21 protein-coding genes are annotated in these 26,318 nt (G+C 54.6%); 3 read left to right on the forward strand and 18 right to left on the reverse strand.

The window, feature by feature from the left end; genetic code table 11:
- Positions 1-16 precede the first annotated feature (16 nt).
- From folA to ribF, 10 genes are all read right to left on the reverse strand, one after another.
- Positions 17-499: a type 3 dihydrofolate reductase gene (gene folA / locus Q3H59_RS16945; protein WP_137385137.1), complete on the reverse strand. Its 483-nt coding sequence runs from the start codon at positions 497-499 to the stop codon at positions 17-19.
- A gap of 285 nt (positions 500-784) precedes the next feature.
- A complete protein-coding gene (locus tag Q3H59_RS16950; RefSeq protein ID WP_101762142.1) occupies positions 785-1,927 on the reverse strand; it encodes a porin in 1,143 nt (380 codons plus the stop codon).
- 237 nt (positions 1,928-2,164) lie between these two features.
- Positions 2,165-5,389, reverse strand: coding sequence for a carbamoyl-phosphate synthase large subunit (carB, locus tag Q3H59_RS16955; protein WP_101762143.1), 3,225 nt, complete (start codon positions 5,387-5,389; stop codon positions 2,165-2,167).
- Positions 5,390-5,402: 13 nt separating this feature from the next.
- Positions 5,403-6,551 (reverse strand): glutamine-hydrolyzing carbamoyl-phosphate synthase small subunit, encoded by a 1,149-nt coding sequence (gene carA / locus Q3H59_RS16960; RefSeq protein WP_309835968.1) that lies wholly within the window; start codon positions 6,549-6,551, stop codon positions 5,403-5,405.
- A gap of 469 nt (positions 6,552-7,020) precedes the next feature.
- Positions 7,021-7,836, reverse strand: coding sequence for a 4-hydroxy-tetrahydrodipicolinate reductase (dapB, locus tag Q3H59_RS16965; protein ID WP_008108654.1), 816 nt, complete (start codon positions 7,834-7,836; stop codon positions 7,021-7,023).
- Between the two features lie 221 nt (positions 7,837-8,057).
- Entirely contained in the window at positions 8,058-9,011 is a 954-nt protein-coding gene (gene ispH / locus Q3H59_RS16970) for a 4-hydroxy-3-methylbut-2-enyl diphosphate reductase (protein ID WP_064737614.1), read from the reverse strand.
- Entirely contained in the window at positions 8,992-9,462 is a 471-nt protein-coding gene (gene fkpB, locus Q3H59_RS16975; protein ID WP_101762146.1) for an FKBP-type peptidyl-prolyl cis-trans isomerase, read from the reverse strand. The genes ispH and fkpB overlap by 20 nt, the downstream gene beginning before the upstream one ends.
- 3 nt (positions 9,463-9,465) lie before the next feature.
- The gene (lspA, locus tag Q3H59_RS16980; RefSeq protein WP_101762147.1) at positions 9,466-9,972 is read right to left on the reverse strand and encodes a signal peptidase II; all 507 of its coding nucleotides are present in this window, start codon (positions 9,970-9,972) and stop codon (positions 9,466-9,468) included.
- The gene (gene ileS / locus Q3H59_RS16985; RefSeq protein WP_309835972.1) at positions 9,972-12,791 is read right to left on the reverse strand and encodes an isoleucine--tRNA ligase; all 2,820 of its coding nucleotides are present in this window, start codon (positions 12,789-12,791) and stop codon (positions 9,972-9,974) included. The genes lspA and ileS overlap by 1 nt, the downstream gene beginning before the upstream one ends.
- A 27-nt stretch (positions 12,792-12,818) precedes the next feature.
- Positions 12,819-13,757, reverse strand: coding sequence for a bifunctional riboflavin kinase/FAD synthetase (ribF, locus tag Q3H59_RS16990; RefSeq protein ID WP_101762149.1), 939 nt, complete (start codon positions 13,755-13,757; stop codon positions 12,819-12,821).
- A gap of 318 nt (positions 13,758-14,075) precedes the next feature.
- Here ribF and rpsT point away from each other — a divergent pair, with 318 nt between their 5' ends.
- Complete coding sequence (gene rpsT, locus Q3H59_RS16995) at positions 14,076-14,339, forward strand: 30S ribosomal protein S20 (protein WP_036619798.1); 264 nt, start codon at positions 14,076-14,078, stop codon at positions 14,337-14,339.
- A gap of 53 nt (positions 14,340-14,392) precedes the next feature.
- On the opposite strand, the gene nhaR is transcribed toward rpsT, so the two are convergent.
- The 4 genes from nhaR to dnaK all read right to left on the reverse strand — a co-directional run bounded on the left by nhaR (position 14,393) and on the right by dnaK (position 19,883).
- Positions 14,393-15,295 carry a transcriptional activator NhaR gene (gene nhaR / locus Q3H59_RS17000; protein WP_309835975.1) on the reverse strand — a complete coding sequence of 301 codons (903 nt, stop codon included), beginning with the start codon at positions 15,293-15,295 and terminating at the stop codon, positions 14,393-14,395.
- Between the two features lie 35 nt (positions 15,296-15,330).
- Positions 15,331-16,509, reverse strand: coding sequence for a Na+/H+ antiporter NhaA (gene nhaA, locus Q3H59_RS17005; protein WP_222185244.1), 1,179 nt, complete (start codon positions 16,507-16,509; stop codon positions 15,331-15,333).
- Positions 16,510-16,740: 231 nt separating this feature from the next.
- Positions 16,741-17,874 (reverse strand): molecular chaperone DnaJ, encoded by a 1,134-nt coding sequence (gene dnaJ / locus Q3H59_RS17010; RefSeq protein WP_101762152.1) that lies wholly within the window; start codon positions 17,872-17,874, stop codon positions 16,741-16,743.
- 104 nt (positions 17,875-17,978) lie between these two features.
- On the reverse strand, positions 17,979-19,883 hold the full coding sequence (gene dnaK, locus Q3H59_RS17015; RefSeq protein ID WP_309835979.1) for a molecular chaperone DnaK: 1,905 nt from the start codon (positions 19,881-19,883) through the stop codon (positions 17,979-17,981).
- A 300-nt stretch (positions 19,884-20,183) separates the two neighbouring features.
- On the opposite strand from dnaK, the gene satP reads away from it, so the two are divergent.
- The gene (gene satP, locus Q3H59_RS17020) at positions 20,184-20,744 is read left to right on the forward strand and encodes an acetate uptake transporter (protein ID WP_101762154.1); all 561 of its coding nucleotides are present in this window, start codon (positions 20,184-20,186) and stop codon (positions 20,742-20,744) included.
- Positions 20,745-20,782: 38 nt separating this feature from the next.
- On the opposite strand, the gene Q3H59_RS17025 is transcribed toward satP, so the two are convergent.
- From Q3H59_RS17025 to tal, 3 genes are all read right to left on the reverse strand, one after another.
- Positions 20,783-22,093, reverse strand: coding sequence for an MFS transporter (locus tag Q3H59_RS17025; RefSeq protein ID WP_192235756.1), 1,311 nt, complete (start codon positions 22,091-22,093; stop codon positions 20,783-20,785).
- A 110-nt stretch (positions 22,094-22,203) separates the two neighbouring features.
- On the reverse strand, positions 22,204-22,791 hold the full coding sequence (gene mog / locus Q3H59_RS17030) for a molybdopterin adenylyltransferase (RefSeq protein ID WP_101762156.1): 588 nt from the start codon (positions 22,789-22,791) through the stop codon (positions 22,204-22,206).
- Between the two features lie 120 nt (positions 22,792-22,911).
- Positions 22,912-23,865, reverse strand: coding sequence for a transaldolase (tal, locus tag Q3H59_RS17035; RefSeq protein ID WP_137385129.1), 954 nt, complete (start codon positions 23,863-23,865; stop codon positions 22,912-22,914).
- A 212-nt stretch (positions 23,866-24,077) separates the two neighbouring features.
- Between tal and yaaA the strand changes: the two genes are divergently transcribed.
- Positions 24,078-24,854: a peroxide stress protein YaaA gene (yaaA, locus tag Q3H59_RS17040; RefSeq protein ID WP_137385128.1), complete on the forward strand. Its 777-nt coding sequence runs from the start codon at positions 24,078-24,080 to the stop codon at positions 24,852-24,854.
- Positions 24,855-25,032: 178 nt separating this feature from the next.
- On the opposite strand, the gene thrC is transcribed toward yaaA, so the two are convergent.
- Positions 25,033-26,316, reverse strand: coding sequence for a threonine synthase (thrC, locus tag Q3H59_RS17045; protein ID WP_008108676.1), 1,284 nt, complete (start codon positions 26,314-26,316; stop codon positions 25,033-25,035).
- Positions 26,317-26,318 lie beyond the last annotated feature (2 nt).

Raw genomic sequence — 26,318 nt, forward strand, 5'->3', positions numbered from 1 at the left:
GCCATCACTGGCAACGTTACGTGCGGCGATCCAGGATCTCGAAGCAGTAGCTGTGCGAGTTCTGCTCATCGGCGTCATGGAATTCGCTGAAGGTTGACTGCCACTCGTCCGGTTCGTAATCCGGGAACTGCGTATCCCCTTCCACTTCCGCATCGATATGGGTCAGGTAGAGGCGATCCGCGCGAGCCAGCATCTGCTCGTAAACGCGTCCACCACCAATCACCATCATCTCTTCGACATCACCCGCCGCTTTTACCGCCTCTTCCAGCGATGTCACCCAGGTGACGCCTTCGTGGTTGCCCGGCTGGCTGCTGACCACAATGTTCAGGCGTCCAGGAAGCGGGCGGCCTATCGATTCAAAGGTCAGACGACCCATAATCACCGGCTTATTCAAGGTATTACGTTTGAACCATGCCAAATCTGCTGGCAGGTTCCATGGCATGGCGTTTTCCATACCAATAATGCGATCCGCTGCCAGTGCCGCGATCAGACTAATCATGTTAAAAGACCTACTGGAAAAAATTGGCGCCATCATACGTAAAGGCGAAACTTTCGTCGATAGGCCGCCCCCGCTATTTGCGTAAAGCTCCGATGCCACCGCACTTTTGTTATTGGACAGAGTTTTACACCGACTTTCCCGGCAATTGCGGGGCGAGGAGCCAGAAATTGCTGACGAGGCGGCACAACTCGGCGCGAAACGTCGCGTTATTGGTATCGCAGTGTAAAGAAAAGCGCACTCTGTGCAAAAAAAGAAAACGGCTCCCGCAGGAGCCGTTGAAACGCTTTAGAAATCGTAGCGTAGACGCACCAGGTTCACGTTGCCCAGTGACTTGTCGGTGCTGGAGGTGATGACATATTCGTAGTCGACACGGAAGCCGTAATCCAGCTGCGCACTCACACCAACGCCGTTATCAATACGCTTGTAGTCACGTCCGTTGACGAACTCCAGACGGTCGCCCATGAAGTAAGGCTGGATAGATTTCACCGCATACTGGCCAATTGGGAATTTGTAGCCGGCAAAGTATTCGATGCCCCACGCGTCATCCGCGAAGTAATTGTTAACGGTATTACGTTTGGTTGGGGAGAAGTTCTCATACCAACCCGCACCGGCTGACAGCGTCCAGTTATCCGGCGTCCAGCTCAGAGCGGTACCGTAGATATTCTGGTCATAGCGCTTGCTGTCGCCATTGCCCGGATTGCGAATATCGGCGCGGGTGTAGTTCCACGCGGTTCCCCACGCCAGATCTTTGGTGATGTGGTAGTTCACACCCAGCGAGCCGCCGCCTTTACGCTTGTAACGCAGGCCGTTGCCTGGCAGGAACTCATTATCTTCAAACAGGTACGACGCATACACATCCGCATCGCCGAAGGTATTTTTGTACTTCAGCATTTTGCGCGAACGGTAAGAACCATCGTAATCACCATTGATGCCGTTGCCCGGCGCCTGCGCCAGCATGTCGTAATCCCAGATATCGGTCTTCGCTCCTACGACATCGTAGTAAACGCTGTTCTGCTGACCAAAGTAGAGCTCACCCAAGGTAGCGCTTTTGAAGCCAGTATAAAGTTGGCGGCGCGAGGTGTTATTCGCACCATCTGCATGATGATTGTCCCAACCCCACCAGGCCGGGAAGTTAACGCCCAGCTCGTAGTAACCGACCCAGCTTACGTCGTCGAACAGGTAATAATTGGCGCTGAAGCGGAAGCGTGAGCCACCGTCGTAGCCATTACGTTTGTACGATTTGTCGTTCACGCCATTCTGATGTTGGAACTGCGGACGAATACTGCCGCCCACTTTGAAGTCGAGACGGCTTAGCGCATCGCCCGCCTGTGGATCCTGCTTGAGTAAAGTAATTTCCGCCTGGCTGGCGAGTGGCGCCGCTGCGAGTAACGCAGCAATAGCGCTGAGAGTGAAAGCACGCATTTGCATTTTTTATATCCCAGTTAAGGTGAGCGCTCTATTGGTGAGCGAGCGAAATAGTACGGTGCGCTAACTGGGATCTTATTTATAATTTTGTGCGGATATTCCGAGGTGTAACGCTTTCCGCATCAACTGATAAAACATATGTCAAATCAATAGGATTTTTACAGATAAGGAAATGCAGGCATTGGTAAAAGGATAAAAAAACGGCCCCCGCAGGAGCCGTTAGTGGGTAGCCAATTGGAATCAGCCTTTAATTTGCGCGTGCATTTCCTGCACCGAAATTACCTGCTCCGTTGGATCCGCGTTCAGCGCCATCGCTGTGGCAAAACCGCCGTTCAGCGTGGTGTCGTAATGCACTTTGTACTGCAGCGCGCTACGACGAATCAGCTTGGAGTCTTCAATCGCCTGACGTCCCGCCGTGGTGTTGACGATGTAGGTATATTCGCCATTCTTCAGGCGATCCTGAATGTGCGGACGACCTTCATGCACCTTGTTTACCAGACGTGGATTGATGCCCGCTTCGCCCAGCACCACTGCGGTACCGTGTGTCGCATCCAGCTCGAAACCAAACTTCTGCAGTTTTGCCGCCAGGTCGACGATACGTTTCTTATCGCCTTCACGCACTGACAGCAACGCGCGACCGGTTTTCTTCATGTTGCTCTGCGCACCCAGCATCGCTTTGGCGAAGGCTTCAGCGAAGGTGCGACCGACGCCCATCACTTCACCGGTAGAGCGCATTTCTGGGCCGAGAATCGGGTCAACGCCTGGGAACTTGTTGAACGGCAGCACCACTTCTTTCACCGAGTAATACGGTGGAATCACTTCTTTGGTGACGCCCTGCTCAGCCAGCGTTTTACCTGCCATCACGCGCGCGGCAACCTTCGCCAGCGCCACGCCAGTGGCTTTCGACACGAACGGCACGGTACGCGCGGCACGTGGGTTGACCTCAATCAGGTAAACTTCATTGTCCTTCACCGCGAACTGCACGTTCATCAGGCCACGTACGTTCAGCTCGAAGGCCAATTTTTCCACCTGCTGACGCATCACGTTCTGGATTTCAGTGCTCAGCGTGTAGGCTGGCAGTGAACATGCGGAGTCACCTGAGTGCACGCCCGCCTGCTCGATGTGCTCCATGATGCCGCCAATCAGCACGCGCTCGCCGTCGCAAATCGCATCGACATCCACTTCAACCGCGTCGTCGAGGAAGCGATCCAGCAGCACTGGCGCATCGTTAGACACCGATACAGCGGTCTGGAAGTAACGCTTCAGGTCGATTTCGTCGTAAACGATCTCCATCGCGCGGCCGCCCAGCACATAAGAAGGACGCACCACCAGCGGATAACCGATCCCAGCCGCTTTCTCAACGGCCTGTTCCAGCGTGGCAACGGTGGCGTTAGCCGGCTGCTTCAGGCTCAGGCGATCAACCGCCTGCTGGAAACGCTCACGGTCTTCTGCACGGTCAATCGAGTCCGGGCTGGTACCAATCACCGGAACGCCAGCCGCTTCCAGCGCGCGCGCCAGTTTCAGCGGCGTCTGGCCGCCGTATTGTACGATGACGCCTTTCGGCTTCTCGATACGCACGATTTCCAGCACATCTTCCAGCGTGACCGGCTCGAAGTAGAGGCGATCCGAGGTGTCGTAGTCGGTTGAGACGGTTTCCGGGTTACAGTTGACCATGATGGTCTCGTAACCGTCTTCACGCAGCGCCAGCGCCGCATGCACGCAGCAGTAATCAAACTCGATTCCCTGGCCGATACGGTTTGGACCGCCGCCCAGAATCATGATTTTTTCACGATCCTGGTTTGGATTGGCTTCGCACTCTTCCTCGTAGGTTGAGTACATATAGGCGGTGTCGGTGGCGAATTCAGCGGCGCAGGTATCAACGCGTTTATAAACCGGGTGCAGGTTAAATTGCTGACGCAGCTTACGGATTTCGCCCTCAGATACGCCCGCCAGCGCGGCCAGACGGACATCAGCAAAGCCTTTACGCTTCAGCGCGCGCAGGAACTCCGCGTTCAGCGAGTTCACACCTTCGCGTTCAACCTGCTCTTCCAGACGCACCAGCTCTTCAATCTGCACCAGGAACCAGCGATCAATGTTGGTGAGGTTGAACACACCATCAACTGACATGCCGGCGCGGAACGCATCGGCGATGTACCAGATACGGTCAGAACCGGCATCTTTCAGTTCGCGGCGAATGCGCGTTAACGCTTCTGGATCGTCGAGGCTGACTTTCGGGTCGAAACCGTTGGCACCGACTTCCAGACCGCGCAGCGCTTTCTGCATCGATTCCTGGAACGTGCGGCCAATCGCCATCACTTCACCGACCGATTTCATCTGCGTGGTCAGACGATCGTTGGCACCGGCGAACTTCTCGAAGTTGAAGCGAGGAATCTTGGTAACGACGTAGTCGATAGAGGGTTCGAACGACGCAGGCGTTAAGCCGCCGGTGATGTCGTTCATCAGCTCATCAAGGGTAAAGCCCACCGCCAGTTTCGCCGCCACTTTGGCAATCGGGAAGCCGGTCGCTTTTGAAGCCAGCGCTGACGAACGCGATACGCGCGGGTTCATTTCGATGACGATCATACGGCCATCTTTCGGATTCACCGAGAACTGCACGTTCGAACCACCGGTTTCGACACCGATTTCACGCAGTACCGCCAGCGAGGCGTTACGCATGATTTGATACTCTTTGTCGGTCAGAGTTTGCGCGGGCGCCACGGTGATAGAGTCACCGGTGTGGATGCCCATTGCATCGAAGTTTTCGATCGAGCAGACGATGATACAGTTGTCGTTTTTATCGCGTACCACTTCCATCTCGTACTCTTTCCAGCCAATCAGCGACTCATCAATCAGCAGCTCATTGGTTGGCGACAAGTCCAGACCGCGTTCGCAAATCTCTTCGAACTCTTCGCGGTTATAGGCGATACCGCCGCCAGTGCCGCCCATCGTAAAGGAAGGGCGGATGATGCACGGGAAGCCAACGTCTTCGGCCACCGCCAGCGCTTCTTCCATGGTATGCGCGATACCGGAACGTGCGGTGCCCAGACCAATGCTCTTCATCGCCACGTCGAAGCGACGACGATCTTCGGCTTTATCAATGGCATCGGCAGTTGCACCAATCATGGTAACGCCGAACTCAGCCAGCACGCCCTGACGCTCCAGCTCCAGCGCACAGTTCAGCGCTGTCTGGCCGCCCATGGTTGGCAGCACCGCATCCGGACGCTCTTTTTCGATAATCTTGCGTACCACTTCCCAGTGAATCGGCTCGATGTAAGTCGCATCGGCCATTTCCGGGTCGGTCATAATGGTTGCCGGGTTCGAGTTCACCAGAATGACACGGTAGCCCTCTTCACGCAGCGCTTTACACGCCTGCGCACCGGAGTAGTCAAATTCACATGCCTGGCCGATAACGATCGGGCCAGCACCAAGAATCAGGATGGATTTTATGTCTGTACGTTTTGGCATCGTGGGCTCCTGATTACTTCGCGTTAGAACGGTATGCTTCGATCAGTTCGATAAAGTGATCGAACAGTGGCGCCGCATCGTGCGGGCCTGGGCTCGCTTCCGGGTGTCCCTGGAAGCTGAAGGCCGGTTTGTCAGTGCGATGAATGCCCTGCACGGTTTGGTCGAACAGCGACACATGCGTCACGCGCAGATTGGCCGGTAATTGGCTGTCATCAACCGCAAAACCGTGGTTCTGTGCGGTGATCATCACGGTGTTGTTATCAAGATCCTTCACCGGATGGTTGCCGCCGTGGTGGCCGAGTTTCATCTTGATGGTTTTGGCGCCGCTCGCCAGCGCTAACAGCTGGTGCCCAAGGCAGATACCGAATACCGGAACATCGGTTTTCAGGAACGCCTGAATGGCGTTAATGGCGTAGTCGCATGGCTCCGGGTCGCCAGGACCGTTCGACAGGAAAATACCGTCTGGATTAAGTGCCAGAACCTCTTCTGCCGAAGTTTGCGCCGGCACGACCGTCAGGCGGCAGCCGCGATCCACCAGCATACGCAGGATGTTGCGCTTAGCGCCGTAATCGTACGCCACCACATGGAACGGCAGCTCTTCCGCCGTTTTCTGCTCCGGCAGGTCACCTTCCAGTGTCCAGCTACCTTGCTGCCACGCGTAGGTTTCCGCGGTGGTCACTTCTTTCGCCAGATCCATGCCTTTCAAGCCCGGGAACGCCTGCGCTTTCTGCAGCGCCAGTGCGGCATCCGGATTATCACCCGCAATAATGCAGCCGCTCTGTGCACCCTTCTCGCGCAGCAAACGGGTCAGTTTACGCGTGTCGATATCGGCGATGCCAACGATGTTATTGCGCTGCAGGTAAGCTGCCAGACTTTCTTCGCTGCGGAAGTTGCTGGTAATCAGCGGCAGATCGCGAATAACGAGGCCTTGAGCATGGATTTGGCTGGATTCTTCATCGGCGGCGTTAACGCCAACATTGCCGATATGGGGATAAGTGAGGGTAACGATTTGGCGGGAATAGGAAGGATCAGTGAGGATTTCTTGATAACCGGTCATTGAAGTGTTGAAAACAACTTCCCCCACTGCCGACCCCGTAGCCCCGATGGCCCGACCGTGGAATTGGGTTCCGTCTTCCAGAACCAAGAGCGCTGACTTAATCAAAACATCCTCCAGGGAATAAACAGTCACAATATTTGCATATTAATTCAAAAGGAGTACCAGAATCAATGCAAAACCCGCCTGAGTACTCGAATTTTGGCAAATTGCGCGCATTCTAATGATCGCCCCGCACCTTGTCTACAATATGTGGTTATTTTTTTGTATATTTCGGGCAACTGAATGTTAAAAACGGTGAAAGGCGATAAAAGAGTGAGACAACTCGGAAAAATAATCGGTTGCCTGACGGCGATAATGGCAAACTGGTGCTGGCGCGCATAAATTTTTGACCAAACGGTCAAAATTAGCCATCGCAAGCCTGATAATCACTCATCAACTTCGACAAATAAGCACTTCGAACCAATAATATAGCAAAATGGTCATTTACAGATAAAATAAAGGGCAATGATCACATTGCCCTCGTCAATCAAGGTCTTACCGATTGAAATAACCACATCACGATGGTTCACAACACTCACAACATCGATAAATCCAGCACATCACGCATGTCGTAAAGGCCAGATTTCTTGTTCTTTAACCAGCTTGCCGCTTTAACTGCACCATTTGCAAAGGTCATACGGCTGGAAGCCTTGTGGGTAATCTCTACGCGCTCACCAATATCTGCAAACATCGCGGTGTGTTCGCCGACGATATCACCAGCGCGCACGGTAGCAAATCCGATGGTTTGCGCTTTACGCTCACCGGTATGACCTTCACGGGCATACACCGCGTGCTCATCCAGATTCCACTTCATGGCATCGGCAATCGCTTCGCCCATCGCCAGCGCAGTACCTGATGGTGCATCAACTTTGTGACGATGGTGCGCTTCAACGATTTCAATGTCCGCGTAGTCGCCCATCACCTTCGCTGCCTGCTGCAGCAGATTCAGCACCAGGTTGACGCCCACGCTGAAGTTAGCGGCGAACACGATGCCAATCTCTTCAGCAGCCGCGCGAATCGCCGCTTTACCGGCTTCATCAAAACCGGTGGTACCGATCACCATCGCTTTGTTGTGCTGTCGGCAAAACGCCAGATACTCCAGCGTGCCTTCCGGACGGGTGAAATCGATCAGGACATCGAAGTCGTTAACCACCTTTTGCAGGTCGTCAGAGACGATCACGCCCGTTTTGCCGATGCCCGCCAGTTCGCCAGCATCTACGCCCAGCAATGACGAACCGCTACGCGCCAGTGCTGCGCCTAACGCAACACCTTCCGCCTGCTGTACGGCCTGAATCAAATTGCGTCCCATGCGACCCGGCGCACCAACGATAGCAATGCGGATTTCACTCATAATTATTCATTCCTGATACAAATCTATGCATGTAAAGCGTAAACAGGTTAACGGTCAGATAACAGTCACGCCACAACAATAAAGGGATATAAGAATTTTATGCCAGCCGCGAAACATTATCAGTAAAAGCAATCCCGCATGCTGGAAGCAGGATTTTCTACAGCGACAGGCAAAGAAAAGGCCGAACAATGTCGGCCTGATTTTACTACGGTGTAAACCGCTTACTGCACGTTTCGCACGTCGACGCGCAGCTCTTTTGGTACTTCAAACACGATGTTCTCTTCACGGCCAATCAGCTCAATCGCCGCTTCACCGCCGAGCTCACGCAGACGTTGAATCACCTGTTGCACCAGAATATCAGGAGCAGAAGCGCCCGCGGTGACGCCGATGACCTGCTTGTCTTTGACCCACTCTTCCTGGATGTCATCAGCCGAATCAATCAGCTTCGCCAGCTTACCAGCACGCTGCGCCAGTTCGGCCAGACGGTTCGAGTTAGAGGAGTTTTTCGATCCCACTACCAGCACCACTTCAGCATCACGCGCTAAGACGCGTACCGCTTCCTGACGGTTGGTGGTGGCGTAGCAGATGTCATCTTTACGTGGACCGATAATCGCCGGGAAGCGCTGACGCAGTGCATCAATCACGTCCGAAGTATCATCGACTGAAAGTGTGGTCTGCGTCATAAAGCACAGGTTGCTCTCATCTTTGACGTTCAGCTTGAACACATCTTCCGGCGATTCCACCAGATACATGCCGCCGTTAGGATTGCTGTACTGGCCCATGGTGCCTTCCACTTCCGGATGCCCCGCGTGACCAATAAGAATCGCTTCAACACCTTTACGGCTAGCGCGCGCCACTTCCATATGAACTTTGGTCACCAGCGGACAGGTCGCATCAAACAGCATGGTGAGGTTACGCGCTTTGGCTTCGGCGCGAACCGCTTGCGATACGCCGTGCGCGGAGAAGATCAGAATGGCGTTATCCGGCACTTCAGCGATCTCTTCAATGAAGATCGCCCCACGTTCGCGTAAGCTACTCACCACGTAGCGGTTATGCACCACTTCGTGACGCACGTAGATGGGCGCGCCGTACATCTCCAGCGCGCGCTCAACGATGCTGATGGCGCGATCGACGCCTGCGCAGAAACCGCGTGGGTTAGCTAACAGGATTTGCATCGTTGGCCTCCAGCGCCGGATCAATCTCCAGCACTTCAATGTCAAACTGAATGCGCTGGCCCGCCAGCGGATGGTTGAAGTCTACGGTGATCGAGTCACCGGAAACTTCACGGATCACGCCAGGCATTTCGCTGCCGCCGCGGCCGCTGAACAGCATGATGGCACCCACTTCCGGCTCGCCCGCATCGTTAAAGTCACGACGTGAGAAGTACTGAACCAGATCCGGGCTGGTGCCGCCAAACGCATCTTCCGGTTCCAGCGTAAAGGCATGCTTATCGCCCACTTTACGTCCGAGTAGCTGCTGTTCCAGCGCGCCCGACAGGCTGCCATCACCCAGACGGAACAGCGCAGGTTTGCCGTTGGCGCGCGTGGATTCGGCCGTCGAGCCATCCTCCAGCTTCAGCGTAAAATGCACCAGCAACGCGCTATCGCGCTGAACTAAGTCTGTCATCAGTTACCCTTTCTGTTTAGCCGGTTTGCCGTTCGGGCTGAGAAAACCTTCCAGCACCACCAGCGCCGCGCCGATGCAGATGGCACAGTCGGCGATGTTAAAGGTCGCGAAGTGCCAATCACCGACATAGAAGTCGATAAAATCGACCACAAAGCCGTGATACGAACGGTCAAACAGGTTACCCAACGCCCCGCCGATAATCAGCGCGTAGGCAATATTGGTTAATTTGTTGCTGGCAGCGTTGCGATACATCATCACCAACAGCGCCACCACGATAGCAATGGCGATGCCGGCAAAGAACCAGCGCTGCCAGCCACCTTTGTCGGCCAGGAAGCTGAACGCCGCGCCATAGTTGTGCGCGTAGAACAGGTTCAGGAACGGCATCAGCGGCTGCGTTTCATGCAGCATCATGTTGTTGATGACCCACATCTTGCTGCCAAAATCGATGGCAATCACCACCAGCACCAGCCAAAGCCAGCGCAAACCGGTTGAAGAGAGCGCTTTACTCATCAGGCAAATTTCCGCTGTTCGCCATTGCCGGCGACGTTGGTGTAGCAACGACCACACACCGCAGCATGCTCCGGATTCTGGCCAACGTCAGTAGTGTAATGCCAGCAGCGCGGACATTTCTCGCCTTCTGCTTTGTGTAGCGCGATTTTCAGACCTTTGAACAGCTCGCTCTGCTGCGCTTCATCGCTGGCAGTGGCGTAATCCGCCACGCGCGCGCCTGAAGTTAACAGCACGAAACGCAGCTCATCGCCCAGCGCCTTCAGCTTGGCTGCCAGCCCGGCATCCGCATACAGCGTAACCGTCGCTTCCAGTGCGCCACCGATGCGTTTGTCGCTACGCGCTTGCTCAATCACCTTGTTCACTTCACCACGGACTTTCAGCAGATCATCCCAATAAGCGTCGTTCAGCGTTTCGTTATCCGCCAGACCAAACAGATCCTGATACCACTCTTCGGTGAACACGTATTTCGCGCGCTCGCCCGGCAGGTAGCCCCAAATTTCGTCTGCGGTGAAGGACATGATTGGCGCCATCCAGCGCACCAGCGCTTCAACGATGTGCCACAGTGCGGTTTGGCAGCTGCGACGCGCCAGGCTGTCGCCTTTCGCGGTGTACTGACGATCTTTGATCACATCGAGATAGAACGAGCCCATTTCGATCGAGCAGAAGTGCATCAGACGCTGCACCACTTCGTGGAAATCGTAGTTTTCGTAGGAGTGCACGATATCCTGCTGCGCTGCCAGCGCACGGCCAACTGCCCAGCGATCCACCACCACCATCTCTTCCGGCTTAACGCAATCGGTCGCCGGGTTGAAGCCAGCAAGGTTAGCCAGCAGGAAACGCGCGGTGTTACGGATACGACGATAGCTGTCTGCGGCACGCTTCAGGATTTCGTCGGAGACCGCCATCTCACCGGAATAATCGGTTGAAGCGACCCAAAGACGCAGAATATCCGCGCCCAGCTTATCCATCACATCCTGCGGCGCCACGGTGTTGCCGATCGATTTCGACATCTTGCGGCCCTGACCATCCACGGTGAAACCGTGCGTCAGTACCTGACGATAAGGCGCTTTGCCTTTCATCGCGGTGGAGATCATCAGAGACGACATGAACCAGCCGCGATGCTGATCCGAACCTTCCAGGTACATATCTGGCGTATGGCCGCCGAATTCAGGACGCGCATCCACCACCGCGTAGCTGGTTGATCCGGAGTCGAACCAGACATCTAAGGTGTCTGGCACTTTGACGTAATGGTCAGCGTCGTCGCCCATCAGGTCGCGCGGATCGAGATCCCACCACGCCTGAATGCCGTCCTGCTCAACCCGTTTCGCGACTTTCTCCATCAGCTCCAGCGTATCCGGATGCAGCTGCTCGCTCTCTTTATGCACGAACAGCGCCATCGGCACGCCCCACGTACGCTGACGTGAGATACACCAGTCCGGACGGTTCGCTACCATCGCTTCGATACGCGCCTGGCCCCAATCCGGGATCCACTGCACGCCTTTGATCTCTTTCAGCGACTGCGCACGCAGGCCTTTCTGATCCATGCTGATGAACCATTGTGGCGTGGCACGGAAGATGATTGGCGTTTTATGACGCCAGCAGTGCGGGTAGCTGTGCAGCAGTTTCTCAACGTGCAGCAGCGCGCCCTTCTCTTTCAGCAGCTCAACGATCATGTCGTTGGCTTTAAAGACGTTTACGCCATCCAGCGTCGGGTAGGTGCCTGGCAGATACGCGCCATCCGGCCCCACCGGATTGGCGGTTTCCAGACCGTATTTCTGACCGATAACATAGTCATCCGGGCCATGGCCTGGTGCGGTATGTACCGCACCGGTACCGGCTTCCAGCGTCACGTGCTCACCCAATACCACTTTCGATTGGATCTGCTCGAGGAACGGATGCTGGAACAGCTGCAGCTCCAGCGCCGCGCCGTTGCATTCGCCCAGCACGGTCCAGTCGCTGATGCCCGCGCGCTTCATCACGCTCTCAACCATCTCTTTGGCGAGAATCAGGCTGCGACCGTCGATCTGCAGCAGCTGGTATTCAAATTCAGGATGCAGCGAGATACCGCGGTTGGCTGGCATGGTCCACGGCGTGGTGGTCCAGATCACCAGTGAAACCGGGCCTTCTGAAGCAGCGACGCCAAACTTCGCGCGCACCGCATCGGCATCCACGGCATTGAACATCACATCGATGGATGGCGAAGTTTTGTCGTAATACTCCACTTCCGCTTCAGCCAGCGCCGAACGGCAATCCATGCACCAGTGCACCGGCTTAGCGCCTTTGTGCAGATGGCCGTTGCCGATGATTTTACCCAGCGCACGGATGATGTTGGCTTCGGTCTGGAAATTCATCGTCAGATAAGGACGATCCCAGTCACCGAGCACGCCGAGGCGGATGAAGTCATTTTTCTGGCCTTCAACCTGCTCTGCCGCATATTGGCGGCAAGCGGCACGGAATTCAGACGCGCTCACTTTTTCGCCCGGCTTACCAATCATCTGTTCAACTTTGTGCTCAATCGGCAAGCCGTGGCAGTCCCAACCTGGAACGTACGGCGAGTCGTAGCCCGCCATGCCTTTCGACTTAACGATAATGTCTTTCAGAATCTTGTTAACTGAGTGACCAATATGAATGCTGCCGTTCGCATAAGGAGGGCCATCGTGCAAAATAAAGGTTTTTTTCCCTTTTTTGGCTTCGCGGATGATGCCGTACAGGTTGTCATCATACCAACGTTGCAGCATTCCCGGTTCACGCTTGGCCAGATCGCCACGCATCGGGAACCCCGTTTCCGGCAAATTCAGGGTAGATTTATAGTCACTCATCAGATTCTCGATTCCGTATTTCGGTCATTAAACCGGTGTTTTTAGCCCAAAGAATTGGCGGGCTGTCACCACATCTTTCGCAATTTGTTCTTTCAGCGCGTCCAGCGAAGCGAAACGCTGTTCATCGCGAATCTTCTGTTTCAGCACCACTTCAATGTGACGCCCATAGAGATTCATATGTGTGTCGAGCAGATGAACTTCAAGCTGCTGACGTAAACCTTTTACCGTTGGGCGCGTACCAATATTGGCCACGCCGGGCAGCGGCTGATCGCCAAGGCCCAACACTGCCACCGCAAACACGCCTTTAACCGGCGTAACGGTGCGACGCAAAGGGAGATTAGCCGTTGGGAAACCGATGGTGCGCCCGAGTGCATCGCCGTGCACTACGCGGCCTGAGATGCTGAACGGATGGCCCAGCAGCGCTTCGGCTTGCGCAAAATCATCCTGCGCCAGCGCCTGACGAACGGCGGTGCTGCTGATGCGCTTGCCGCTGTCACAATAGGTCTGGGTGCTGATAACCTCAAAGCCATACTCCGCACCGGCTTTCTGTAATAACAGGAAATCCCCCTGGCGACCAGCGCCGAAGCGGAAATCATCGCCTACGGCCAGGAACTTGACGTTGAGCTTGTCTACCAGCAATTCGGAAATAAAACTCTGCGCCGAATGCGCAGCGAAGCGACGATCAAAACGTACGCAGAGTACGGCATCAACGCCCGCTTGTTCGAGGTACTTCAGCTTTTCACGCAAACGCGTAAGGCGCGCCGGGGCTTTGTCGCCGGCAAACAGCTCAAGCGGTTGTGGCTCAAATACCATCACCACCACCGGCAGATTGCGTTTTCGTCCTTCGGCAATCAGCTGCGCCATCAAAGCCTGGTGGCCGCGATGTACGCCGTCGAAATTGCCAATGGTCAGGACGCAGCCGCGATGCTGCTCTTTCAGATTATAAATACCGCGGATAAACTTCATGGCTGACTCAAACCGGTGGAAATCGGCGGATTATACCCTTGAATGGCGTTTAGGTTAACCCGTATACGTGCCTTTCCTGCTTCTGGCGCGGCTTATTCCACGCGTGGGCAATTGCTTAGCAAGGATCTGAAGATTTTTGCTGCGAAATACTGTATTCAACGCCGCGTTGCTGGTAGAATCCTGCGCCATCAATTACGTAATCGAGTGTTGTTTTTAAAACGACGCTTATTTGCACAAATCCATTGACATAAGAAGGCGCAAAAGGCATAGTCCTCGGCCTTTGATTTGTCCATATAGATCACATTTGGGAGTTGGACCTTGGCTAATATCAAATCAGCTAAGAAACGCGCCGTAACATCTGAGAAACGTCGCAAGCATAACGCAAGCAACCGTTCAATGATGCGTACTTTCATCAAGAAAGTATACGCGGCTATCGCAACAGGCGACAAAGCTGCTGCGCAGAACGCATTCAACGAAATGCAACCACTCGTGGACCGTCAGGCTGCTAAAGGTCTGATCCACAAAAACAAAGCTGCACGTCATAAAGCAAACCTGACTGCTCAGATCAACAAACTGGCTTAATCGCCCGTCTGTTAATCGCTTTGTAAAAAAGAACCGGCGTTTAGCCGGTTTTTTTATGCCTGCAATTCAGGGGTAAACAGCGCACTAAAGTCGCGATGGCAGATCCGCTGTACCGCCGGATGCTGAATCATCCGTTCGGCAAAGATCACGTGATACTCCTCCATCACCGCATCCAACCGCCCAATCTCTTTGATGGCGTCATCCCGGTAAATCTCGTCGCCATACAGCGTCGGAGCCACAAATATCGCGTTGTTAAGCGCACCAAAAGCTTTCATTAATGCCGCATCATCAAACTCGCCCAGAATCTCCACTTGCAATCCCCGGCTGTGAATCCAGTTCAGCAGTTTGCGACCCAGCATCGAGCGACGCCCCGGAATCAGCAAACGCCGCTCTTCCAGGCTGGCAGGAAACGGCAGCGTCGGTAACGGTGTGTTGCACCAGAAGCTGATCGGACACTCGCCCAGCTTGACCGAAAACAGCCCTTCCTGCTGAGTCGAATCAATTGGGCAATCGGAAAGAATCATATCCAGCTTGTGCTGGCTTAACTGTTCCAGCAGCATCTCGTGCGTTGATTCAAAGCAGCGCAGATGGATTCCCTCTTCAGCCACCACCGCAGCCTGCAGCACCTTGCTCACCAGTTGCTTAGACAAGGCATCCGCTACGCCAACATCAAACAGCAGATGCGACTCTTTGCGGTAGTTAACGATATCGAGCATCTCCTGGCTCAGCATGAACATGCGGTCGGCATAGCGGAACACCAGCTGACCAAGCTCCGTCGGCACTAAACCGCGCCCCTGACGACGAAACACCACGCCGCCGAGTTGCTCTTCCAGCGATTTAATCTGGCCAGTGACCGTCTGTGGCGCCAGGCACAGCACATCCGCCGCGCGCACTACCGAACCGGTTTTACACACCTGCCAGAAATAGTAGAGATGATTAAAGTTGAGCTGATTCATCGGCAAAAAAAGGAGGCTTTCGCCCCCTTCCTCTTTTAACGCAATTTGATGCGCAGCAGCGTGTAACCAATCACCGCTGAGAGCAGCGAGCCACTGAGAATCCCCAGCTTGGAGAAGGTCACCAGTTGCTCATGGGCGGCATCAAACGCCAGCGAACTGATAAAGATCGACATGGTGAAGCCGATACCGCACAGCACACCAATCGCCATGATATCGCGTATCGTGGTGCCCGCCGGCAACACCGCCAGCCGCCACTTCACCGCCAGCCAGCAGAACAGCGTGATACCCAACGGTTTACCAATCAGCAAGCCGAGAATGATGCCCAGCGGCTCTGGCGACAGCGTATCCATAAAGGTAATGCCGCTCAGCGAGATGCCGGCGTTGGCAAAAGCGAACAGCGGCAGAATCAGCCAGTTTACCCACGGCATTAAACCATGCGCCAGATGCTCGGCTGGAGAATGGCCGTTCTTCTCTTCCAGCGGCACGAAGAAGCCAACAATCACGCCCGCTAACGTTGCATGCACACCCGATTTGAGCACCGCCGTCCACAGCACAATGCCGACTAACATATAGATGGCAATGTTACGCACGCCGCAACGATTGAGAATCGCCAGCAGCACAATCGCACCTGCCGCTACGCTCAGCGACAGCACGGAGAGATCGCTGGTGTAGAACAGCGCGATAATCACGATAGCGCCGAGATCATCAATAATCGCCAGCGCCATCAGGAACACTTTCAGCGCGGTTGGCACGCGGCTGCCCAACAGTGCCAGCACACCCAATGCAAAGGCGATATCAGTAGCAGTAGGAATTGCCCAGCCGTTACGCGCAATAGGATCGCCATAATTAAGCAGCAGGAAAATCAGTCCCGGCATAACCATGCCGCCAATTGCCGCAATCACCGGGAAAATGGCGCGATCGCGGCTGGCGAGTTCACCGGTGATTAGTTCACGTTTCACTTCCAAACCAATCAGCAGGAAGAACAGCGCCATCATGGCATCGTTGATCCACAGCAGCAGGTTTTTGCTGATGTCTAATGCACCGAAGCGAATCTGCACCGGCTCGGCGAGAAACGATTGATAAGCTTGAGCGGTTTCCGCGCTGTTAGCCAAAATCATTGCCGCGACGGCCGCCAGAATCAGCACCATGCCGTTGCTGGCATCGCTGGCAATAAAGCTTTTCAGTAAGCTTCGAAGAGAACGGGGTTTGTTCACAACTCCTCCTGAGTAGAGACATTTAGGCTGAGAAGTGTAGCGACTCAAACACCTCGTTAAAAGCAGCTTATGTCTCGTTAACGACTCGATAATACCGATGCATTACGAAACGGTTTCTGCTTTTATCTCACGCCAGGCAGATTGAGCTTATATCAGGAGCGACGCGTTGGCGGGAAAACATAAAAAAAGCGGAGAGTTTCCTCTCCGCTTTATTAAGCATGCCAGACGGGATTAACGTGTTAAATCGTCAAAAAACTTCTTCACGCCGTCGAGGAAGCTTTTGGAGCGCGGGCTGTTTTTCTCACCGCTCGGGCCGCCAAAACTCTCTTCCAGTTCACGCAGTAACGCTTTCTGTTTGTCATTGAGGCTAACTGGCGTTTCCACCACCACACGACACAGCAAATCGCCTACCGCACCACCACGCACCGATTTCACGCCTTTACCGCGCATGCGGAACAGCTTGCCAGTTTGCGTTTCAGAAGGCACTTTCAGGTTCACACGCCCATCAAGCGTCGGCACTTCAATCTCGCCACCCAATGCTGCCATCGCAAAGTTAATCGGCACTTCGCAATATAGGTTGTTATCTTCACGCTCAAAGATCGGGTGCTTTTTCACCGAAACCTGAACGTACAGATCGCCCGCTGGTGCGCCCTGTTCGCCCGCTTCACCTTCGCCGGTCAGACGAATGCGATCGCCGGTATCCACGCCTGCTGGAATTTTCACCGACAGGGTTTTACTGCGCTCAACGCGACCGTGACCATGACAAGCATTGCACGGATCTTTGATCACTGAACCGCGACCGTGACAGGTCGGACACGCCTGCTGCACAGTGAAGAAGCCCTGACGCATCTGCACCTGGCCTGCGCCATGACAGGTATGACAGGTCTGCGGTTTGGTCCCCGCTTTCGCGCCGCTACCGTGGCAGACATCGCACTCTTCCAGTGTTGGAATGCGGATCTCTTTGGTCACGCCGCGTACCGCTTCTTCCAGCGTTAGCTCCATGTTGTAGCGTAAATCGGCGCCACGTGCGGCACGCTGACGGCGGCCACCACCAAAAATATCGCCAAATACGTCGCCAAAGATATCGCTGAAGTCAGCACCGCCGCCGCCGAAGCCACCACCGCCGCCCATGCCGCCTTGTTCAAAGGCTGCGTGACCATATTGGTCGTAGGCTGCACGCTTCTGTGCGTCGGTCAGAATTTCGTAGGCTTCCTTAATTTCTTTAAACTTCGCTTCGGCTTCTTTATTGTCCGGATTACGGTCCGGATGGTATTTCATCGCCAGGCGCTTATAAGCCTTTTTGATTTCACGCTCATCTGCGGATTTAGAGACGCCTAAGATCTCGTATAAATCACTCTTAGCCATATTTGTTCTGCCCTTAACATGATCGCACGGGCGTGGAGAGATCTCCTACGCCCGTGCTGGTTTCAACGGCTGTCAGGCCAGCCGTCGCGCCCGGTCAGGGGCAATTATTTTTTGTCTTTAACTTCTTCGAACTCAGCGTCGACAACGTCGTCTTCTTTCTGTGCAGAAGCATCGCCTGCATCAGCTGCCTGACCCTGCTGCTGTGCCAGCTCCATCAGTTTGCTGGACACTTCCATCAATGCCTGCATTTTGGCTTCGATTTCTGCTTTGTCTTCGCCTTTCAGCGCGGTGTTCAGCTCGGTCAACGCAGCTTCGATTGGCGCTTTGTCGTCAGCAGACAGTTTGTCGCCCGCTTCGTCCAGCTGCTTACGGGTGCTGTGCGAAATCTGATCGCCCTGGTTACGGGTCTGAACCAGCTCTTCGAACTTGCGGTCAGACTCGGCGTTCGCTTCCGCGTCACGCACCATTTTTTCGATCTCTTCTTCATTCAGACCAGAAGAAGCCTTGATGGTGATCTTCTGCTCTTTACCGCTGTTTTTGTCTTTCGCAGACACGTGCAGGATACCATCCGCATCGATATCGAAGGTGACTTCGATCTGCGGCATACCGCGCGGTGCAGCCTGGATACCGTCGAGGTTGAACTGGCCCAGGGATTTGTTATCACCTGAACGCTTACGCTCACCCTGCAGCACGTGAATCGTCACGGCAGACTGGTTATCTTCAGCGGTAGAGAACACCTGGCTGTGCTTGGTTGGGATGGTGGTGTTCTTGCTAATCAGCGAAGTCATCACGCCGCCCATGGTTTCGATACCCAGCGACAGCGGAGTCACGTCCAGCAGCAGAACGTCTTTCACTTCACCCGCCAACACGCCGCCCTGAACCGCAGCACCCACGGCTACCGCTTCATCCGGGTTCACATCTTTACGTGGCTCTTTACCAAAGAACTCAGTCACTTTGGCCTGAACCATTGGCATACGCGTTTGACCGCCCACCAGGATCACGTCGTTGATGTCTGAAACAGACAGACCCGCATCCTGCAGAGCCACTTTCAACGGCTCGATAGAGCGAGAAACCAGGTCTTCAACCAGTGATTCCAGTTTCGCACGTGTTACTTTGATATTCAGGTGCTTAGGACCGGTCGCATCCGCCGTGATGTACGGCAGGTTAACGTCGGTCTGCTGTGCTGAAGACAGCTCGATCTTGGCTTTCTCTGCCGCTTCTTTCAGACGCTGCATGGCCAGCGGATCGTTGTGCAGATCGATGCCCTGATCTTTCTTAAATTCAGCCACCAGATAGTTAATCAGACGGCTATCGAAGTCTTCACCACCAAGGTGGGTATCACCGTTGGTTGCCAGAACTTCAAAGGTTTTCTCGCCATCAACGTCATCGATCTCAATGATTGAGATATCGAAAGTACCGCCGCCCAGGTCGTATACCGCGATGGTGCGGTTGCCCTGACCTTTATCCAGGCCGTAAGCCAGTGCAGCTGCGGTTGGTTCGTTGATGATACGTTTTACTTCCAGACCCGCGATACGGCCGGCGTCTTTGGTCGCCTGACGCTGCGCATCGTTGAAGTAAGCTGGAACGGTAATAACCGCTTCAGTGACGGCTTCACCGAGGAAATCTTCCGCGGTTTTCTTCATCTTTTTCAGCACTTCAGCAGAAATCTGCGGCGGTGCCATTTTCTGGCCTTTTACGTCCAGCCATGCGTCGCCGTTATCTGCGCCGACGATTTTGTACGGCATAATTTTAATATCACGCTGTACTTCTTCGTCCTGGAAGCGACGGCCAATCAGGCGCTTGATCGCAAACAGGGTGTTCTGCGGGTTGGTCACAGACTGACGTTTAGCCGGTTGACCCACCAGAGTTTCGCCATCCTGTGCATACGCAATGATCGACGGCGTGGTGCGATCGCCTTCGGCGTTTTCCAGTACGCGTGCTTTACCACCATCCATAACTGCAACACATGAGTTGGTTGTACCCAAGTCAATACCAATAATCTTGCCCATCTAAACGTCTCCTACTTAAATTCTTTGCCAATTTGGGTTGTGAAACAGAGATGCGGTCAAACTGACCACTTTCAACTGCTGAAGCAGGCTTTTTTTGCTGCCTCACAACGCTCGATGACAAGTAAATGGGGCCGGTTCGATGCGCATCAAGGGTTAAAACTAAAAAAAATTTCATTCTCTCGTCGATTCAGATCAAAGTTGGGCAAAAAGAGGCCGCTTATTATGCAGCGCCTCGCGCCCCCAGCGGTTTGCGCGGGTGTAAAACACGAACAACATCTTCAACGCTGCTTCTGAGGAATTATGAGCAATACCACGCTGGCGAATCCCGCCCCGTTGGGCCTGATGGGATTCGGTATGACCACCATCCTGCTCAACTTACACAACACCGGCCTGTTTGCGATGGATGTGATCATCCTGGCGATGGGGATTTTCTACGGCGGCATCGCGCAAATTTTTGCCGGGCTGCTGGAATATAAGAAAGGCAACACCTTCGGGCTGACCGCCTTTACCTCTTACGGCAGCTTCTGGTTAACGTTGGTGGCGATTCTACTGCTGCCAAAACTGGGGCTGGCAGAGGCGGCCGACGGCCACTTCCTTGGCGCGTATCTCGCGCTGTGGGGCGTGTTCACTGCATTCCTGTTTTTCGGCACGCTGAAGTCACCGAAAATGCTGCAGTTCATCTTCGCCAGCCTGACGCTGCTGTTTGCGCTGCTGGCTATCGGCCACCTGACCGACAACGCGGGGTTGCTGCGCGTTGCCGGCTGGATTGGCATTATTTGCGGTTCGAGTGCGTTCTATCTGGCGATGGGCGAAGTGCTGAACGAGAAGTTTGGTCGTACGGTATTGCCGATTGGCGAGTGACTAATGAAAAGCGGAGCTGTTTGGCTCCGCTTTTTGCATTATGACGAGTGCAGCGACATATCTAACTGCGCATACTGCTGACGGCTATCGCGCCACAGCCAGATTCCCACCATAAAGCCAATTATCGCCAGCGCCAGCACATACCAGGCAGGCGCCATTGGCGTCAGGCTCATCATCAGCGTTACGCTAATCGGCGTCAGACCACCGAAAATCGCGTAAGCAACATTGTACGAGAATGAGATGCCGGTAAAGCGCACCGCCGCCGGGAATGCGCGCACCATCACCAACGGCACTACACCGACGACCCCCACGCTCAGGCCCGCTAAACCGTACCAAACAAACAGCATTTCCGGCGTGCTACTTAACTGATGGAAGAAGTTCCAGCTGCCGATCGCCAGCAGTATTGAACCGACCATCAGCGAACGCGCCGCGCCGAAGCGATCCACCAGCCATCCGGCGATAACACAACCCAGCAGCAGCATAATGGTGGCGAAGCTGTTGGCCTGCAGACTGAGCGCGGCGGGAATGCCATGCTGTTTTTGCATCAGCGTCGGCGCCATCAAAATCACCACCACAATGCAGGCCGACAGAAGCCAGGTGAGCAGCATCGAAATTACGATGCCGCGCTTATGGCTGGCAAAAATGGTTTGCAGCGGCATTTTTTCTGCCAGCGCTTTACGCTGCTGCATCTGCTGGAACACCGGGGTTTCATGCAGCCAGCGACGCAGATACATCGCCAGCAAGCCAAACACACCGCCGAGGAAGAAAGGAATGCGCCAGCCATGATCGCGCATCGCAGCCGGTGACAGCGTGGTGTTCAGCACCGTTGCCACCAGCGAACCGAGCAGAATCCCTGCGGTTAAGCCTGCGGTCAGCGTGCCGCAGGCAAAACCAATGCGTTTTTCAGGCACATGTTCGGCGACAAACACCCACGCGCCAGGCACTTCACCGCCGATAGCCGCGCCTTGCAGCACGCGCATTAGCAGCATCAATAACGGCGCAGCGATGCCAATGCTGGCATAAGTGGGCAATGCGCCCATCGCCAACGTCGGCAGCGCCATCAGCAGAATACTGAGGCTGAACATCTTCTTACGCCCCACTTTGTCACCAAAGTGCGCCATGATAATGCCGCCTAACGGACGCGCCAGATAACCCGCAGCAAAGATGGCGAAAGTCTGCACCTGACGCAACCATTCAGGAATGTCAGGCGGGAAGAACAGTTCGCCAATCACGGCGGCAAAGAAGACGAAGATAATGAAGTCGTAGAATTCCAGCGCCCCACCAAGGGCGGCCAGCGACAGGGTTTTGTAATCCTGCCCGTTAAGTCGGCGCGTTGCGTGCGTATCCATAATCCAGCGGTATCCAGAGGCAAAACAACTTATGTAAAGATTGAATTACTATACCGTCAATATTTTGCCACACCAGTGCCGCTGGATTTTATGCCTGAAAATGCCGATTTTTAGTCATTTGTCTCACGACGGGCGCTTTTGGGGCGAAAAGCTGCTACCACATCGGCATGAGTTTCCACATACGGCCCTTCCAGTAGCTGTAAACAATAAGGTACAGCGGCAAAAATCCCCGGCACCTTTACCGTTCCATCTTCCGCTTTCAGCCCTTCCAGCGTCTCTTTAATGGATTTTGGCTGGCCCGGCAGATTGAGGATCAGCGACTGCTTACGGATCACGCCAACCTGGCGAGACAAAATAGCGGTCGGCACAAATTGCAGGCTAATTTGGCGCATCTGCTCGCCGAAGCCCGGCATTTCACGGTCGGCAACCGCCAATGTGGCATCTGGCGTCACATCACGCCGCGCCGGTCCGGTGCCGCCGGTGGTGAGGACCAAATTGCAGAACAGCTCATCGACCAGCTCGCAAATCGCCTGCTCAATCATTGGCTGCTCATCCGGTACCAGACGCGTTTCAATTTCAAACGGCGTAGCCAGCGCGGCGGTGAGCCAGCTCTCTAACGCCGGAATGCCCTGATCCTGATAGATGCCGTTAGCAGCACGATCGGAAACGGAAATTAATCCAATTCGTAAAGTATCCATAGAGTTATCGCTGTGGTTAGCTGCATGGCAGCAAATGACGTGAGTAGTTAGAAGGATAATACAAGAAGCGGGGGAAAAAACGTAAAACCGTGGCAGCGGTTGCCGCCACGGCCAATCACCTTACAGCAGCTCGGCGATCATCTTCTCAAGTTTGCCCTGATCGATGGCAAAGTTGCGGATACCTTCAGCCAGTTTGGTAACGGCCATTGGATCCTGGTTGTGCTGCCAGAAGAACTCAGCTTCGGTCATCTTCGCTGGACGCGCTTTCACTTCGCCGGTGTAGCTCAGTTTACGCTCAACGGTGCCTTCGCTCTCAGCCAGCTCTTTCAGCAGGCCCGGAGAGATGGTCAGACGGTCGCAGCCAGCCAGCTCAATGATTTCACCAACGTTACGGAAGCTTGCGCCCATTACCACGGTTTCATAACCGTGCTGCTTGTAGTAGCTGTAGATTTCAGCCACAGACACCACGCCTGGATCTTCGTGGGCTGCATACTCTTTCTTATCGGTGTTCTGCTTGTACCAGTCGAGGATACGGCCAACGAATGGGGAGATCAGGAACACGCCCGCTTCGGCACAGGCACGCGCCTGCGCGAAGGAGAACAGCAGCGTCAGGTTACAGTTGATACCTTCTTTTTCCAGCTGCTCAGCAGCACGAATGCCCTGCCAGGTTGACGCCAGTTTGATCAGGATACGGTCATTGCTGATGCCCGCATCGTTGTACAGTTTGATCAGGCTACGCGCTTTAGCGATGCTCGCTTCAGTGTCGTAAGAGAGGCGCGCATCGACTTCAGTCGAGATGCGACCAGGGATCAGTTTGAGAATTTCCAGACCAATGTTGACGGCCAGCTTGTCAGAAACCAGCGCCAGCTGATCTTCTTTGTTGCTGCTCTGCTGACGTGCCCAGGTAATGGCTTCGTCAATCAGTTTGCGGTATTCAGGGATTTGAGCGGCGTTGAGAATCAAAGAAGGGTTCGTGGTCGCGTCCTGCGGCTGGTAAAGTTTCATCGCCGCGATATCACCGGTGTCGGCGACCACAGTAGTCAGCTGACGCAAGGAAGTAAGTTTGTCCGTCATGGTTCTCTTTCTCTTAGGTTGACTGTCAGGGTGTAAAAGGCTGTTGCGATAATATCACGCACAAGTGACGGCGCAACACCACGAAGTGCCCTTTACGATAGCGCTAACAAATGGGAGCGATTTGCCGATCCATGCCGCTTTTTTGCTACACTCCTTGCGACATTTTCCCTTCAATTCCCTGATAAACCTGCGGGTCAAAGAGGACGTACACGATGCTGATGGTTATCTCACCAGCGAAGACACTGGACTATGAAAGCCCGCTGGCGACACAACGTTTTACCCAACCGGCGCTGTTAGAAAAATCACACCAATTAATTGACGTTGCGCGCGATCTTTCACCGGCGCAAATCAGCTCACTGATGGGCATTAGTGACAAGCTGGCGCACCTGAATGCCGATCGTTTTAACCAATGGCAGCCGCCCTTCTCGCTGGAGAATGCGCGTCAGGCGATCCTGGCGTTCAAAGGCGATGTGTATACCGGTTTGCAGGCCGAAACTTTTAGCGACGACGATTTTGACTTTGCCCAGCAGCACCTGCGCATGTTGTCGGGTCTTTACGGCCTGCTGCGCCCACTCGATTTGATGCAGCCTTATCGCCTGGAGATGGGCATCAAGCTGGCGAATCCGGCCGGGAAAGATCTTTACGGCTTCTGGGGCGATTTGCTGACTGAGAAGTTAAACGAGGCGATTGCTGAGCAAGGCGATGACGTGCTGATCAATCTGGCATCCGATGAGTATTTCAAAGCCATCAAGCCGAAGAAACTCAACGCCGAGTTGATCAAGCCGGTGTTCCTCGATGAGAAGAATGGCAAATTTAAAGTCATCAGCTTTTACGCCAAGAAAGCGCGCGGTTTGATGAGCCGCTATGTGATTCAGAACCGCCTGACCAACCCTGCGCAGCTGAAGAAGTTCGATGTGGATGGATATTTTCTGGACGGTGCAGAAAGCAGCGAGAACGAACTGGTGTTTAAGCGCCGCGAGCAGAAATAGTTCAGCAAGCGCTGCAATGGATTGTGCTCGCTGCCCCCCTCCTCGGTCCTCCCCCATAAATGGGGGAGGAAGATGCTGCAATATGTGAGTTTGGAGGCTGCATGTGGCAGCGTCTCCTTCCCCCGCTAGCGGGGGAAGGCCGGGATGGGGGACAGCGAGCACTGACCCCAGTCAGCACTTACTTCAGCAAAAACGCCCGCAGTTCCGCGAAATCGCCTTTCAGGTTGTGCGACAGCAGCGGCAAATCGGCGCGCTCGGCCAGCTCTTTCGGCAGCGGCAGATCCTGACCCAGAATCTCATCCACGCTCTCTTTGAACTTCGCCGGATGCGCAGTCCCGAGGAACAGGCCATATTCGCCCTCCTGCAGGTTGTCGCGCAGCAAACGGTAAGCAATCGCCGCATGTGGTTCAGAGATGTAGCCAATCTCCGCCAGCTCGCGCATGGTGGATTTGGTGGTTTCATCGGTTACCGCGCCGTACGCCAGATCGGTCAAACGCCAGGTTTTGCGGCGGAACAGCTCTTCCACGCGCGGCCAGTTGTTCGGCTGGCTGACATCCATGGCGTTCGACAGCGTTGCTACCGTGGCGTTTGGCTGCCATGCGCCGTTGCCGAGGAAACGCGGCACGGTATCGTTCGCATTGGTCGCAGCGATAAAGCGCTTGATCGGCAGACCCAATGATTTAGCCAGCAGGCCAGCCGTTAAGTCACCGAAGTTACCGCTCGGCACCGACACCACCAGCTGATTGCGCTTCTCTTGTGGCAGCTGCGCTACCGCTTCGAAGTAGTAGCAAATCTGCGCCAGCAGACGGCTGATGTTGATGGAGTTCGCCGAGTTCAGGCCAATCGCCTTTTTCAGCTCTTCATCATCAAACGCCTGTTTCACCAACGCCTGACACGCATCGAAATCGCCTTCAACCGCGATGGTTTCGATGTTGCCGCCCAGCGTACAGAACAGTTTCTCCTGCAGCGGGCTGATTTTGCCCTGCGGATAGAGAATCACCACGCGCACGTTTTCCATGCCGTAGAAGGCATGTGCCACGGCGGCGCCGGTATCGCCGGACGTGGCGGTCAGAATGGTGATCTGCTCATCCGCACCGCTCACATAGGAAAGCATCTGCGCCATAAAGCGGCCGCCGAAGTCTTTAAACGCCAGCGTTGGACCGTGGAACAGCTCGAGGCAGGCTACATCATCGCTGACCTTTGCCACCGGTGCCGGGAAAGCAAAGGCGTTTTTTACGCGCTCGGCCAGCTGATGCGCCGCAATTTCATCGCCAATGTAGGCAGAGAGAATTTTGCTGCTGCGGCTGACGAAATCCATCTCCAGCATGGCGTCGATATCGGTCAGTTCGAATTCCGGCAGTTCGAGCGGGAAAAACAGCCCTTGCTGCGAGCCGAGGCCCTGTTTAACGGCCTGAGCAAAACTAACCTGCTCGTTGTGATCCTTAAGGTTGTAGAGTTTCATGC

The organism is Pantoea sp. SORGH_AS_0659 (genome assembly GCF_031453915.1).
GTDB lineage: Bacteria > Pseudomonadota > Gammaproteobacteria > Enterobacterales > Enterobacteriaceae > Pantoea > Pantoea leporis.

Bases quoted from the DNA above. Each gene is read 5' to 3' on its own strand.
- fkpB (WP_101762146.1), bottom strand. From the start codon at position 9,462: ATGACAGACTTAGTTCAGCGCGATAGCGCGTTGCTGGTGCATTTTACG.
- ispH (WP_064737614.1), bottom strand. From the start codon at position 9,011: ATGCAAATCCTGTTAGCTAACCCACGCGGTTTCTGCGCAGGCGTCGAT.
- folA (WP_137385137.1), bottom strand. From the start codon at position 499: ATGATTAGTCTGATCGCGGCACTGGCAGCGGATCGCATTATTGGTATG.
- yaaA (WP_137385128.1), top strand. From the start codon at position 24,078: ATGCTGATGGTTATCTCACCAGCGAAGACACTGGACTATGAAAGCCCG.
- satP (WP_101762154.1), top strand. From the start codon at position 20,184: ATGAGCAATACCACGCTGGCGAATCCCGCCCCGTTGGGCCTGATGGGA.
- ileS (WP_309835972.1), bottom strand. From the start codon at position 12,791: ATGAGTGACTATAAATCTACCCTGAATTTGCCGGAAACGGGGTTCCCG.
- dnaJ (WP_101762152.1), bottom strand. From the start codon at position 17,874: ATGGCTAAGAGTGATTTATACGAGATCTTAGGCGTCTCTAAATCCGCA.
- lspA (WP_101762147.1), bottom strand. From the start codon at position 9,972: ATGAGTAAAGCGCTCTCTTCAACCGGTTTGCGCTGGCTTTGGCTGGTG.
- Q3H59_RS16950 (WP_101762142.1), bottom strand. From the start codon at position 1,927: ATGCAAATGCGTGCTTTCACTCTCAGCGCTATTGCTGCGTTACTCGCA.
- mog (WP_101762156.1), bottom strand. From the start codon at position 22,791: ATGGATACTTTACGAATTGGATTAATTTCCGTTTCCGATCGTGCTGCT.
- thrC (WP_008108676.1), bottom strand. From the start codon at position 26,316: ATGAAACTCTACAACCTTAAGGATCACAACGAGCAGGTTAGTTTTGCT.
- dnaK (WP_309835979.1), bottom strand. From the start codon at position 19,883: ATGGGCAAGATTATTGGTATTGACTTGGGTACAACCAACTCATGTGTT.
- ribF (WP_101762149.1), bottom strand. From the start codon at position 13,757: ATGAAGTTTATCCGCGGTATTTATAATCTGAAAGAGCAGCATCGCGGC.
- carB (WP_101762143.1), bottom strand. From the start codon at position 5,389: ATGCCAAAACGTACAGACATAAAATCCATCCTGATTCTTGGTGCTGGC.
- tal (WP_137385129.1), bottom strand. From the start codon at position 23,865: ATGACGGACAAACTTACTTCCTTGCGTCAGCTGACTACTGTGGTCGCC.
- nhaR (WP_309835975.1), bottom strand. From the start codon at position 15,295: ATGAATCAGCTCAACTTTAATCATCTCTACTATTTCTGGCAGGTGTGT.
- Q3H59_RS17025 (WP_192235756.1), bottom strand. From the start codon at position 22,093: ATGGATACGCACGCAACGCGCCGACTTAACGGGCAGGATTACAAAACC.
- dapB (WP_008108654.1), bottom strand. From the start codon at position 7,836: ATGAGTGAAATCCGCATTGCTATCGTTGGTGCGCCGGGTCGCATGGGA.